The sequence below is a fragment of the Dermabacter hominis NBRC 106157 genome, from assembly GCF_001570785.1.
GTDB lineage: Bacteria > Actinomycetota > Actinomycetes > Actinomycetales > Dermabacteraceae > Dermabacter > Dermabacter hominis.
This window is the reverse complement of sequence record NZ_BCSI01000001.1, coordinates 1-13,194: the sequence shown is the minus strand read 5'-3', so window position 1 is coordinate 13,194 and position 13,194 is coordinate 1. Positions and strand designations below refer to the sequence as shown.

The 13,194-nt window shown below is 64.5% G+C and carries 11 protein-coding genes and 1 tRNA gene; 8 read left to right on the top strand and 4 right to left on the bottom strand.

Translation table 11 applies throughout. From position 1 onward, the window contains the following. Positions 1-50 precede the first annotated feature (50 nt). Together DEHOM01_RS00060 and DEHOM01_RS00055 are read right to left on the bottom strand one after the other, a co-directional pair. Entirely contained in the window at positions 51-758 is a 708-nt protein-coding gene (locus DEHOM01_RS00060) for a YggS family pyridoxal phosphate-dependent enzyme (RefSeq protein ID WP_061210962.1), read from the bottom strand. Between the two features lie 113 nt (positions 759-871). Beyond that, positions 872-944, bottom strand: a tRNA-Leu gene (locus DEHOM01_RS00055). 43 nt (positions 945-987) lie between these two features. On the opposite strand from DEHOM01_RS00055, the gene DEHOM01_RS00050 reads away from it, so the two are divergent. After that, complete coding sequence (locus DEHOM01_RS00050; protein ID WP_061210961.1) at positions 988-3,210, top strand: helicase-associated domain-containing protein; 2,223 nt, start codon at positions 988-990, stop codon at positions 3,208-3,210. 91 nt (positions 3,211-3,301) lie between these two features. Here DEHOM01_RS00050 and gnd read toward each other — a convergent pair whose 3' ends face one another. Next, positions 3,302-4,762, bottom strand: a complete 1,461-nt coding sequence (gnd, locus tag DEHOM01_RS00045) for an NADP-dependent phosphogluconate dehydrogenase (protein WP_034371871.1) — start codon at positions 4,760-4,762, stop codon at positions 3,302-3,304. A 164-nt stretch (positions 4,763-4,926) separates the two neighbouring features. On the opposite strand from gnd, the gene DEHOM01_RS00040 reads away from it, so the two are divergent. The 5 genes from DEHOM01_RS00040 (at position 4,927) to DEHOM01_RS00020 (ending at position 10,421) form a co-directional block, all read left to right on the top strand. Then, entirely contained in the window at positions 4,927-5,775 is an 849-nt protein-coding gene (locus DEHOM01_RS00040) for a hypothetical protein (protein ID WP_156468259.1), read from the top strand. Then, on the top strand, positions 5,768-7,441 hold the full coding sequence (locus DEHOM01_RS00035) for a DNA repair helicase XPB (protein ID WP_061210959.1): 1,674 nt from the start codon (positions 5,768-5,770) through the stop codon (positions 7,439-7,441). The genes DEHOM01_RS00040 and DEHOM01_RS00035 overlap by 8 nt, the downstream gene beginning before the upstream one ends. A gap of 114 nt (positions 7,442-7,555) precedes the next feature. Beyond that, on the top strand, positions 7,556-8,113 hold the full coding sequence (locus tag DEHOM01_RS10160; protein WP_061210958.1) for a LapA family protein: 558 nt from the start codon (positions 7,556-7,558) through the stop codon (positions 8,111-8,113). Positions 8,114-8,187: 74 nt separating this feature from the next. Continuing rightward, the gene (locus tag DEHOM01_RS00025) at positions 8,188-8,907 is read left to right on the top strand and encodes a response regulator transcription factor (protein ID WP_016663830.1); all 720 of its coding nucleotides are present in this window, start codon (positions 8,188-8,190) and stop codon (positions 8,905-8,907) included. Positions 8,908-8,909: 2 nt separating this feature from the next. Continuing rightward, the gene (locus DEHOM01_RS00020) at positions 8,910-10,421 is read left to right on the top strand and encodes a HAMP domain-containing sensor histidine kinase (protein WP_245630624.1); all 1,512 of its coding nucleotides are present in this window, start codon (positions 8,910-8,912) and stop codon (positions 10,419-10,421) included. Here the strand turns inward: DEHOM01_RS00020 and DEHOM01_RS00015 are convergent. Further along, positions 10,414-11,256 carry an RNase H family protein gene (locus tag DEHOM01_RS00015; RefSeq protein WP_061210957.1) on the bottom strand — a complete coding sequence of 281 codons (843 nt, stop codon included), beginning with the start codon at positions 11,254-11,256 and terminating at the stop codon, positions 10,414-10,416. The genes DEHOM01_RS00020 and DEHOM01_RS00015 overlap by 8 nt on opposite strands. A 124-nt stretch (positions 11,257-11,380) precedes the next feature. On the opposite strand from DEHOM01_RS00015, the gene DEHOM01_RS00010 reads away from it, so the two are divergent. Both DEHOM01_RS00010 and DEHOM01_RS00005 read left to right on the top strand, forming a co-directional pair. Next, a complete protein-coding gene (locus tag DEHOM01_RS00010) occupies positions 11,381-12,382 on the top strand; it encodes an LLM class flavin-dependent oxidoreductase (protein WP_061210956.1) in 1,002 nt (333 codons plus the stop codon). Positions 12,383-12,909: 527 nt separating this feature from the next. After that, positions 12,910-13,194: hypothetical protein (locus tag DEHOM01_RS00005; RefSeq protein ID WP_156468258.1), on the top strand; the 285-nt coding region annotated here is incomplete at its 3' end.

Here is a 13,194-nt window from a genome sequence, read left to right as displayed (position 1 = left end):
GGGAGATGACGGGTGGGCCGATCCGCTGCGCGCCCTCGGGCCCGGATGCACTAGTGAGAATAGTCCCTCGGGCCGAACACTGCCGAGCCGACGCGAACAATAGTGGCGCCTTCCTCGATCGCGATCTCAAGATCGTTGCTCATGCCCATCGACAGCTCCTTGACAGCCTCGATGCCGAGACCGTCGCGAAGCTCCCTCAACTGGCGAAGCGAGCGACGAATCTCCACCTCGTCGTCCGTGTTCGTGCCGATTGTCATGAGGCCCTCGAGGGCGAGCGAGTCACTTTCGGCGCAGCGCTCGGCGATCTCCCTGAGAAGACCGAGATCCGGCTCGTAGCCACCCTTCGATTCCTCGCCCGAGGTGTTCACCTGGATGAGGACTCGCTGTACTTTCCCGTCGTTCGCCGCGCGCTTCTCAATGCTCGTCAGCGCACTTTCGCGATCGATCGAGTGGACGAGATCCGCAAAGCGCGAAATGTCGCGTGCCTTATTGGACTGGATCGTGCCGATGTAGTGGCGCATGACGCCGGCCTCGTGCAGATCCTCGAGCTCGGCATGCTTGGCGAACTCCTGCTGGCGGTTCTCGCCCACGTCCACCTTGACGCCTCGCTTCTCGAAGAGCTCCACGGCCTCGCGAATCTCTTGAGCGGTGCGCGTCTTGGTCGCGAGCAGAATCAGGAGGTCATCCATCGACCGCCCGCCGCGCGCAAGCGCCGCTTCAATCCGAGGTAGAAGTTCGTCGATCTTTTCGCTCATCATGTCTTTTCGCGTCCCTTTCGCCTTCGCTCCATGCACGGGCCATCGACTCTGGTGGCCTCATATAACCGTCATATCACGGCGGCGTGCGCGAAAGACGGGACCTGGATACGTCGCACCCCCAGTGGGACTCGAACCCACACTGAAAAGATTTTAAGTCTTCTGCCTCTGCCGTTGGGCTATGGGGGCATTGCCCGAAGGGCCCCTCCATCCTAGGGGATAGGCTGAAGGCATGGCCCGCACTCTTGCCGACGCCTTGAGAGAGTTCGATGACGCACGACTCATCGAGCTGTTAAACGCGCGCCGCGATCTCACCTCTCCCATCCCGCTTGGCATCGCCCCGCTCGCCGCGCGCGCCACACAGCCCGGCAGCGTCCACAGGGCACTGGGCAGTCTCGTTCTGCCCGAGCTACAACTCGCCGAGGTCTTTGCCGCCTACGCGGGGCCCGTGAGCCCGGAACAGCTCGCGCGTGCCGTCAGCACGTCGACCGAGCAGATCGCGCCGCACGTGTACCGGCTCGCGACGCTCGGCCTCGTGTTTACGGATGAGAGCGGGCGCTCGCTTGTTCCCGTGCGCGCCCTCGCCGAGGCCCTCCCCCACCCTGCTGGCCTCGCCCCTCGCCTCTCGAGCGACCCGTCGCCGGATGAAGCCCGCACGATCGTCGAGGATCTCCCTGATTCACTTCGCGAAGTCGCCCGCTCGCTCGCCTTCGCCCCGGCGCGTCTCACGGGCTCGCCGACCTCGTCACTCGCGAAGCAGCTCTCATCGGCACGCCTCATCACGAACGTCAATGGAGCCGACGGCCCTCGCCTGCTCATCCCACGCACCGTCCATCTCGCCCTTCGCGACGGCATCGTCCATCGCACTTTCGCCCACGCCCCCACCCCGGGTCCCGAAGCCGCACCCGAGCGCTTCGTGAGCGCCCGCGACGCCCAGGCCATCGAGGCGGCACTCGAGGCGAGCCGCATCGCGCACACGATCAGCACGTGGCACGCGGATCCACCGTCGGTCCTCAAACGCGGCGGTATTCCCCTACGCGACGCGCGCCGTCTCGCCGCTGCCGCAGGCACGAGCCACGAGACGTGGACGAGCGTCATCCACGCCGCATGGGTCGGCGGGCTCATCGGCAACGACGGCGAAACGTGGCAGGTCACGCGCGAGTACGGGGAGTTTTCCGACGCTTCCCCCGCACGCCGCTGGGCCGACCTCTGCTCGGCGTACGTGCGCTCCAACTACCTCGGCGCACTCGCCGGAACGCGCTTCGGAGAAGTCAGCCTCGACGGCCTCACCCAAGGGGAGCCTCGCGCCGGCGAAACTCCGCGCGCTGCGCTCTCGGCAAGCGTCGGAAGAAAAGGCGTGAAAGTGCGCCGGCGCCACATGCTGCGCCACCTCGCGGACTACCCCGAGCGGAAAGCGAGCGCGGCGAGTCTCGCGGAGTCGCTTGCGTGGGCGTTCCCCACGGTGCAGCGCGCAGCCCTGATCGAGGAGGCGTATGCGTTCACGCGCGAGGCCGAGGCATTCGGGCTCATCGTGGACGGTGTTCCAAGCGTGCTCGCTCCCGCGGCCCTCGAATCGCTCTCGCTCGAGGAAGTGGCGGGACTCGACGTTCTCGAAGCTGCGCTCGACGAGAAGCTTCCCGAACCCGTCGACCATATCTTGCTTGACGCGGATCTCACCGTGACCGTGACCGGCCTGCCCTCTGCGCGGGTTGCGGCGGTACTCGAATGGGCCGAGGTCACGTCGCGCGGCGCCGGGGTTGTGGCGCGCGTGACCAGCGAGTCGATCGCGCGGGCACTGAGCGCCGGCGGCTCCGCCGATGCCCTCATGGAAGAGCTCGCGGCACTTTCGCTCACGGGGGTTCCGGACGTGCTCGCCTACCTCGTGCGGGATGAGGCACGCAAGCGTGGCCAGGTCACCGTCGGCCCCGCGACCTCGTTCATCACGGGCGAGGAGGAACACCTGGATCGACTCATAGATTCGAGCGAGGCGCTCCGGCTCGGCCTCAAGCGGCTCGCCCCGACCGTCGTGATCTCGAGTGGGGATCCCGGTTTCGTGATGGGGGCGGCGCGCGCCGCTGGCCTCGCTCCTCTTGCCGCGGGCGGTCGTGGCGCGGCGGTGGATGAGCGCACACTCGGTTCGGTGCGCGGTGGGCCCGTGGGGCTTGAGCTGGAGGCCGACGGTCGCGAGCAGGTCCTCGATGTCGACCCTTCCGAGGCGGTCGCGCGCATTCGCGCTGCCGATTCGGGGCGCCTGGAGGAGGTGAGCGTTCCTCAGCGTTTACTCGCGGCGATTGCCGAGGAGCGCGAGGTGCAGATCGGCATTGTTGACGGCCGCGGCGGCACGCGCGTGCTGCGGGTCGAGCCGCTCGCGCTCGAGGGCGGGAGGCTGCGTGCGCGCGATGGGGAATCGGGCAAGGAGTTCACGGTGCTGATCCACCGGGTGCTCCTGCCCTAACCCTCCCCTACTTCGTGAATTGCATAGGGGTTGTGGGGGTTATTCGCCGCAACGAAACCCCCGCAACCCCTATGCAATTCAGGGGAAAGAGTCAGTCCTGACGGGTCTCCGTGCGGTCACCCGTCCACTCCACGTGGTACGAGCCCTCCGCATCCACGCGCCGGTAGGTGTGCGCGCCGAAATAGTCGCGCTGCGCCTGCACGAGGGCCGCGGGGAGACGCTCGGCCCGCACCGCGTCGTAGTACGCAAGGGTCGAGGAAAAAACGGGCGCCGGAATTCCGACGGCTGCCGCAAACGCGACGATGCGACGCCACGCGGGGATGCACTTCGTAATTTCGGCGGTGAAGTACTCATCGGCAAGGAGCAGCGGAAGCTCGGGGTTACGCTCGTAGGCCTCGGTGATGCGGTTGAGGAAGCCCGCGCGAATGATGCAGCCGCCGCGCCAGATGCGCGCCATGTCACCGAGCTTGATGTCCCATTCGTACTCCTTGGCGCCGGCCTTGATCTCGTCGAAGCCCTGGGAGTAGCTCACGAGTTTCGCGGCATACAGCGCCTGCTGGAGGTCGCTGATGAACTGCTCGGCGTCGTCGATCCTGATCGTCTGCGTCTCGCCCTTGAGGACGGCACGTCCGGCCTCCCGCTGCTCCGTGCCGCCCGAGGTCGAGCGCGCGAAGGTCGCTTCGGCAATGCCGGTGACGGGGATGCCGAGGTCGAGGGCCGTCTTCGACGTCCATGCGCCGGTGCCCTTCTGGCCGGCCTGGTCGAGAATGATGTCGACGAACGGCTTGCCGGTCACGTTGTCGGTGTGGGTGAGGACGGCCGCAGTGATCTCGATGAGGAAGGAGTTGAGGTTGCCCTCGTTCCACTTCTCGAAAACCTTGCCGATCTCGGGGGCATTCATGCCGAGCGCCTTGCTCATGAGGTCGTAAGCTTCGGCGATGACCTGCATGTCGGCGTATTCGATGCCGTTGTGGACCATCTTCACGAAGTGGCCGGCGCCGTTCTCACCAACGTGGGTGCAGCACGGGACTCCGTCCACATGGGCGGAGATCTTTTCGAACATGGGGCCGAGGCGGTCGTAGCTTGCCTTCGACCCGCCGGGCATGATCGAGGGGCCGTTGAGGGCGCCCTCTTCACCGCCGGAGACACCCGAGCCGACGAAGTGGAGGCCGCGCGCACGAAGCTCCTGCTCGCGGCGTACAGTGTCGGTGAACAGCGCGTTGCCGCAGTCCACGATGATGTCGCCCTCGTCCATGCGGGTCGCGAGTTCTTCGATCACGGCATCGGTAGCTTTGCCAGCCTTGACCATGATGATCGCGACGCGGGGCCTCTGAAGCGAGGCGACGAATTCGTCCATGGTTTCCGCGGGCACGAACTCGCCGTCCTGACCGTGCTCAGCAATCACACGCTCGGTCTTTTCCACGGAACGGTTGTGAATCGCCACTTTGAATCCGTTGCGGGCAAGGTTACGGGCGAGGTTCGAGCCCATGACCGCCATGCCGGTCACGCCGATGTCGGCGACAGAATGGGGGGCGGGATCAAAGTTGGCCATGCTCGTGCGGCTCCTTCGGTGTTATGGGACTGTGGCGCAAGGTGGCGCTCGTTCACGAACAGTCTAAAAGCCTGTGCTGTGTACAGCCCCGATACGCAATAATGGGGGCCGACGGTCCCGGTCTTAGCATCGGGGTGCCATAAGCCGACCAGAGGAACAAGAGCATGACGGATCCGTACACCCCATCTCCTGGGACGTTCAGTAACCCATCAACGAACCAGCAGCAGTACCAACAACCCCAGTACTCACCTCAGGGGCAGCAGCCGAATGTGGGATATGCCCCGGGCGGCGCGTACGATGGCCCCGCACCCGGTACCGACGTCGGCAACGACATCTCGAAATCGTTCTCGTGGGCGTGGCAGGCGCTCTCCAAGAACTTTGTCGCGCTCGTTGTTCCAGGCATCATCTGGGCAGTCGTGTACGCGGGCTTGCTGGCCATTTTCTTTGTGGGCTATTTCGCGTCGATCATCGCACTCGCCAATAGCGCTAAAACTGGCAATAACGATAGCGCGGCGGCTGTCGCGGTGTTCGTTTTCGTGATCGTCGTCTTCATCGTCATGTTCCTGATTCAACTCCCGCTGGCCGCGTGGATGAGCGGGTCGTACAGAGCAGCCGGCCTCACCGCGAGGGGCGAGCAGCCTACGGTCGGCAGCGGAATGTTCCACTGGAGGACGTTCCTCACCTACATTCTCTACGGGGTCCTCTCAACCGTCGCGATCATCATTCCCCTCATAGGCCCGCTGGCCTGCATGTTTTTCTTCTCGCTCGCGCCGTATCTTTCCGCGGGGCGCGACGCGGGGGCCATCACTGCATTCAAGGATGCAGCGAATAAAGCGCTTGCGAAGCCCGCACACGTGATCCTCGCCGCGATCGTGTCCTTCGCGGTGATGTTCGCGCTCGCGATCACGGGCATCGGGCTGCTCCTACTCCCCGTGGCACTGCCGTTTACGGCGCTCTTTTACATGTCGATGGTGGCGCGTATCGAGGGCACACGCCCGGCACCCGTTGTCTAGCGCAGGAGGCCCAGGCTCGGGCGCTCTCATCGTTCAGTCGGATAAATCGATCCTCCTCGAGGTCGCTCACCCTTCGGCCGAGCAGGCGCGCGCCGCGATTGCGCCGTTCGCGGAGCTCGAGAAGTCGCCCGAGCATATCCACACCTACCGGCTCACGAACCTGGGGCTGTGGAATGCGAAGGCTGCGGGTTTCGATGCGGAATGGGTCGTCGATGCCCTCCTCACGCATTCGCGTTTTGCCGTTCCCAACGCGCTGCTCGTGGACGTCGCCGACACGATGGATCGCTACGGCGTTCTGAGCCTCCACAACTCCCCCGCGCACGGCCTTGTGCTCCTCGCGAAGGATCAGGCGATCCTGACGGAAGTTCTGCGCTCAAAACGCATCGCGCCGCTCGTGGGCGAACGCATCGATGACACGACGGTGATCGCTCACCCCAGTGAGCGCGGCGCGCTCAAGCAGCAGCTCCTCAAACTGGGCTGGCCCGTCGAGGATCTCGCGGGTTTTGTGGACGGCGAGAGCCATCCGATTGCGCTCACGAATTCCCCGAGCACATGGCAGCTTCGCCCGTATCAGCGCGAGGCGGTTGAGCACTTCACGAAGGGCGGCAGCGGCGTGGTCGTGCTCCCGTGCGGGTCGGGCAAGACGACCGTGGGGGCGGGCGCGATGGCGGCGCTCGAGCGCACGTGCCTCGTGCTCGTGACGAACACGGTTTCCGCCCGGCAGTGGCGCCGCGAGCTCCTCGAGCGCACGTCGCTCACGGAGGGCGAAATCGGCGAGTACAGCGGCGCGAAGAAGGAGATCCGACCGGTCACGATCGCGACGTACCAGGTGCTCACGTCAAAGCGCCGCGGTATTCATCCCCATCTCGAACTCGTGAGCGCCCGCGACTGGGGCCTCATCATTTACGACGAGGTTCATCTCCTTCCGGCCCCCGTGTTTCGTATGACCGCCGACCTCCAGGCCCGGCGACGGCTCGGCCTCACGGCGACCCTCGTGCGCGAGGACGGCCGCGAGGGCGAGGTCTTCTCGCTCATCGGCCCCAAGCGTTACGACGCGCCGTGGAAGCTCATCGAGGCGCAGGGCTGGATCGCCCCGGCAGAGATGACGGAGGTGCGCGTCACGATGTCGAGCTCCGAGCGCAAGGTGTACGCCTCGGCGGAGCCGAGGGATCGGCAGAGACTCGCGGCAACGAGCCCCGAGAAAGTCCCCGTCGTCGAGCAGCTCGTTGCGCGACACCGAGGTGAGGGCACGCTCGTGATCGGTCAGTATCTCGATCAGCTCGACGAGCTTGCCGAACGCCTCGCGACTCCAGTCGTCACGGGCGACACTCCTCTCAAGGAGCGCGAATCACTTTTTACGCAGTTCCGCGAAGGCGAGATCGACCTTCTCGTCGTCTCAAAGGTCGCGAACTTCTCGCTCGATCTTCCAGAGGCGAGCGTGCTCATCCAGGTGAGCGGTGCTTTCGGCTCGCGTCAAGAGGAGGCGCAGCGGCTCGGCCGGATCGTGCGGCCGAAGCGCGATGGGCGCGCGGCGCATTTCTACACGGTCGTGACGCGCGATACGCAGGATCAGGACTTTGCACAGAACCGGCAAAGGTTCCTCGCGGAGCAGGGCTACGGTTACACGATCCTTGACGCGCGAGAGCTCAGAGGCGGGAGCGTCTAGGCGTTGCCCCATTTTCGGCCCGGGAAGAGTCCGACGCTTGCACGCCCACGATCCGGCGCCCTTCCGTCAGTTGCCTGTCACCGAATATTTGCTCGAGGCGGGTAGGCTTCACGTATGAACTCCAAGGAATACGACGGTTTCTCCGACTCTTTTCGCGATAGCACGGCCGAGGGCGTCACGCGCGCGAACCCCGCTGGCGCGGGCGTGAATAACGCGGGCGCTGCACCCTCGTCGCAGGCAGCACCCAAGACTTCCAGCCTCGATGGAGCCGGGCAGGCGTCAGAACCTCGCACCGCTGCGGGCACCCGCAGCGCAAAGGCTGAACCGGCCCCTCGCCCCACCCAGCAGGCGCACCAACAGCCGATGTCAACCGCCACCCAAGAACAGCAGGCCGAGCCGCACGGGACCCAGCCCGCCCCGAAGTCGCGCATGGCTGTCGTGTGGGCCGCGCTCATCGTCGGCGCGATTTTGCTGATCCTCCTCCTGGTCTTCGTGATTCAGAACAACGTCTCAACCGAGTTCGAGTACTTCACGTGGCACTTCAACCTTCCGCTCGGCGTGGCGATGTTGCTCGCGGCCATCGCGGGGGCGCTCATCATGGCGCTCGCGGGTTCGGTGCGGATGATTCAGATGCGCTGGGAGCTTCACAAGCTCCGCCGCAACCAGAAGTAGCGGTTCGCCACACCCGCTCCAAAGTCACAGGGAATATTCAGCAAAAATTCACCTTCGGGTTACACCATTGACCCATGAACACGGAGCAGGAGCAGGACTACGAGGCACGCCTTCTCGTAGTCGACGATGAACCGAACATTCGCGACCTTCTTGCCACGAGCCTTCGCTTCGCGGGCTTCGAGGTATTTGCGGCCTCCAACGGTGCCGAAGCCATCAAGCTGGCGACCGAGAACGAACCCGATCTAATCGTTCTGGACGTCATGCTTCCGGACATCGACGGTTTCACGGTGACGCGCCGCCTGCGCGACAAGGGCCACCACTACCCGATCCTCTTCCTCACAGCACGTGACGAAACGAAGGACAAGGTCGCCGGCCTCACGGTTGGCGGCGATGACTACGTGACGAAGCCATTCAGCCTCGAGGAGGTCGTGGCTCGCATTCGCGCGGTGCTGCGCCGCACCCACGTCGGTGTGGCCGAGCCGAGCGAAAGCGCGCTCGTCGTGGGCGACCTTCGCCTCGACGAGGACTCCCACGAGGTTACGCGTGCCGATTCGCCGATCGACCTCTCCCCGACCGAATTCAAGCTGCTGCGCTACCTCATGCTCAATGCGGGCCGCGTGGTGTCGAAAACGCAGATCCTCGATCACGTGTGGGATTACGACTGGTCTGGCGAGGTAGGCATCGTCGAGAGCTACATTTCGTATCTGCGCCGCAAGATTGACGTCGTTGGTGAGCCCATGATCCACACGAAGAGGGGCATCGGCTACGTGCTGCGTCCGGCCGATCCGCGCTGACATTGGCTCAAGCTCCGAAGGCCCGCGCTTCGCGGGCCCAGCGCCCAGTCTCTCTGTGGACTCGAATTGTCGCGCTCATCGCGCTCGTTCTCGTTTCGGGAACGATCGTGACGGGCGCGCTTTCGCTGTTTCTGCTCAAGCGCACACTCATCGAAGGAGTGGATGCTGACCTCTCGGCAGCGGTGAGCCCGAGCGTCATCGCGAATCCTCGGCGCAACATTTCGCTCATCACGATGGGCTCGCCGAATGCGCAGTACACGCCCGTGGACTACGTAGTTGAGTGGCAGGATCAGTCGGGTGAGGTCCTGCAGCGCGTGGTGCAGGATTCCGACGGCGACCTGTCTCTCGAGTTTCCTCCGCTCACCCGCGAGGAAGTTATTTCCTTGCAGGGCAAGCCCTTCACCCTTGTCGCGGGCGACCGCGAGTCGTGGCGCGTGCGCGCGGTAGCGTCGAATGATCCGGATGGCCCCTCGGTTTTCGTGGCGCTTCCACTTCGCAGCGTCGACAAGACGATGAACGAGATGGCGCTCATCATCGTGCTCGTGGGCACGATGGTTGTGCTCGTTGGAGTGGGGCTCGGCGGGTACGTGCTCCACTATGCGCTCGAGCCGTTGCGCGATGTCGAGAAAGCCGCGAAGAACGTCGCGGCCGGCACGCTCGGCACCCGCATTCCCGTGAGTTACTCCTCGCAAGAGGTGCATTCACTGAGCGTCGCCCTCAATGAGATGCTGATCCGTCTCGAGAAGGGTTTTCAGGCGCAGGCCGAGTCGCAGGCTGAGGCGCTCGCGAGCCAGTCGCGCATGCGCCGTTTCGTCGCGGATGCCTCACACGAACTTCGCACGCCACTCGCCGCGATTCGCGGCAACGGCGAGCTGTATCGCATGGGGGCGATGCCGCACGAAGAGGATGTTGCACAAGCGATGCGGCGCATCGAGGACGAAGCCAAACGAATGGGCTCCCTCGTCGAATCACTCTTGAGGCTCGCGCGGCTCGACGAGCAGCGCTCCTTCGACCTCGTGCCGCTCGACGCGTCGGGGATCGTGAAGGATGTCGTGCAGGACTTGCGGGCCCTTGATCCCACGCGCGAAGTTGCGATCGTGGATCTCGCGGGGGCTGTGCTCGCGCCCGAGGAGGTGCCGCCGCTCGGAGTGCTCGGCGACGAGGCCGCGCTTCGACAGGTCATCGTGAACCTCGTGGGTAACGCGAACAGGCACACGCCGAAGGGGTCACCGGTCGAGGTGGCGCTCGGCACGGACCGCCAGGGGAAGGCCATTATTGAGGTGCGCGATCACGGAGAGGGTATCCCCGCCGATATTCGCGAAAGGGTTTTTGAACGGTTCTTCCGCACCGACGAGTCGCGCCAACGCCAGCAGACGCAGGGCGGCGGCGCGGGCCTTGGCCTCTCGATCGCGGCGACGATCATGCAGCATCACAACGGCACGATCTCGATTCATCAGACCGATGGTGGCGGGGCGACGTTCCGCGTGGAGCTGCCGGGAGCGACGCTCAGCTGAGTGCGCTCCACTGCTGATGGAGGATGCGCAGCTCGTTCCCGCCCCGCACCGTCACGATGCGGAACTTCCTACCGGCGGCCTCGAGGACGGTGTCAACGAGGTGGAGGTGGGGGCCTATCTCACGCGCGGTGACATCGCCGCTCACGCTCACGCCGCGGCCGCGCAGCGCCTCGACGCCCTTCGCCCACTCCTCGGCGTTCATTGTGCGCGCGCGTGTATCGATGAGATGGGGATCCTCGCCGAGGCTCGCACGCGGTGAGGCACTGTCGAGCCACAGGGAACGCTCGAGGCTGGCAGGCGTCGGAACCTCCTCCCCTGCACCGGGCCGGGCAGCCCCCTGCCCCGCACCTGCCCCGCTAGTGGCGCCCGTGAAGCCAGGCCCCTCGTTCGGCGCCGTACCCTTTTGGTAGGCGGTCGCGGCGGATCGGGCGCGCTCGTCGGCGGCCTCGTTCATCTCGTTGCCCGCGTGACCCTTGACCCATTCAAAACGGACGCTGCGCCCCTGCATCTCGCGGTCGATCGCCTGCATCAGCTCGACGTTCAGCACGGGCTTACCGTCTTTTTTCTTCCAGCCCTTCTTCTTCCACCCGGGCATCCATGTCGTGACGGAGTTGATGACGTACTGCGAGTCACACAGCACCACGAGGTCTTCGCCCGCGAGGCCGGCCTCGCGGCTCTGGCTGAGCAGCTCACGCACGGCGGTGAGCTCGCCAATATTGTTCGTGCCGTGGGCGCTTCCGCCGGCGCTCCAGCAGTCTTCGCTCACGTACCAGGCCCAGCCGGTGGGGCCCGGATTGCCGAGTGCGGAGCCGTCTGCTGCTGCGGTGATCGTCATGGCCATATTTTTTCACAGACACCGGCGGCAGGGTGCGCGCGGAATAGAGACGCGTGTGCGTGACGTTTTGTGAGTGTCCGACGGATCCGCGCACCCATCGTGCGCACGTATGAGGAGATTTCTTATGTCTAAGCGTCCCGACCTGGCAATTCTTGACCTTGTGGGCGTGAGCGAGGGGCAGTCCTTTGCGGAAGCGATCGAAGCGTCGATGAGGGCAGTCGAGCTCGCCGACGAGCAGGGGTATAAACGGTATTGGTTCGCCGAGCACCACAACACCCTGAATCTCGCCTCGAACGCGACGTCACTCCTCATTGACCGCGCGGCGTCCCGCACGTCACGGATTCGGGTGGGCTCCGGCGGGATTATGCTGCCGAACCACGCGCCCCTTCAGGTCATCGAGCAGTTTGGCACCCTCACCCAATTCCACGGAGATCGCATCGACCTGGGCCTCGGCCGCGCACCGGGCACCGACCCGCTCACGGCGCAGCTCCTTGGCCGCACGAGCGCCGAACCAGAGGATTTTGCGCGGGCTGTTGCTGACATGCAGGCGTGGGCGAGCGATGACACACTTTCGCGCTACCGGATCGGAGCTTACGTTGCGCAGGGGACGAATGTACCAATGTGGGTGCTTGGCAGTTCGCTTGCCGGCGCTGGCCTCGCGGCACGGCTCGGATTGCCGTTCGCAGTCGCGAGTCACTTCGCCCCGTTCCAGTACAAAGAGGCAATCGCGCTGTATCGCCGCGAATTCAACGCCGAGGCGCCCACGGCGCAAGTGACGCAGCCGCGGGTGATGGTGGGTGTGAACGTGTACGTTGCGGCCACCGACCAGGAAGCCGAGCGACAGTTCTCGACGCTCCAACAGGCTTTTGCGGCGCTTGGGAGAGGTAAGCGCCAGCTTATTCAGCCACCCGCCGAGATTTCGGCGCTGCTGCCGGCACCCGTGCTCGAGCGCGTGAATGGGGCTCTCGCGGTGCGAGCGGTGGGCTCCCCGAGCACCGTTGCGAGCACCCTCACGCGCATCGCTGACGAGACACATGCCGACGAGTTCATCGTCTCCAACTACTTCCATAACCCCGCCGATAGGTATGAAAGCCAGCGACTGCTCGCCGAGGCGTGGCTCGACTGACGGGACCAGACCAAGGTCCCGTTTTCGCGCATCGTCACAGTAACGATTTTGTTACCAAAGCTGGCCGGCGGCAATGCCGCGGTGCGCCGGCTAGTCCAACTGTACGCCAAAGTAACTTTTAGAATGGTTAACATACAGTAAATGCCCATCTTTCTTTTATGAGTTTTCGGCTTTTCTATTCTCGCACTCAATAGCCCGCACACCATTTTTGCCGACCTCTCGTTACACTAATGATGGGCGTTCTACAACACTGCGATCTGCACCTTTGCATGACAGCGTCATGGCCGAGCCCTACGCCGCCGCCCGCTAACCCGTAACAATGTCGTAACATTTGCTATAGCGCCGTTTCTGGTGGAGGCAGCTACCATCGCATCCCGAACAGCCCTCCGAGCATCACGGCGTCACGCGAACCAGCCACGCTGACCAACTCGCCCGGAAGGGCAGTCCCTCACCTGCGGAAAATTACGCACTTCACAAACGTTTCAAAACCGGCTAGCGTCATCTTTGGACGTCCGCAACGGTGTTGTGTGGCGAATCTGTTTACTCCCCAAACGACGAAAGTTGGAGAACTCATGGTCTTCGATGCTTTCCGCAAGCGGAACAGCCACCGCGCGGATTCCTCAGTTACCCCCATGTGGCGCCGTGGTGCTGCAGCCCTCGCCGTCGGCGCCGTCCTCGGCACCTCCGGCGTTGTTGGCACTTCCGCCCTCGCCGCTACGAACGCATGCGCTACCGAAGGTGGCACGACCACGGGCCAGCCCACCGCGGAAGAGGCTCAGGCTGCCGCTGACCAGGCTAAGGCCGCAGCTGAT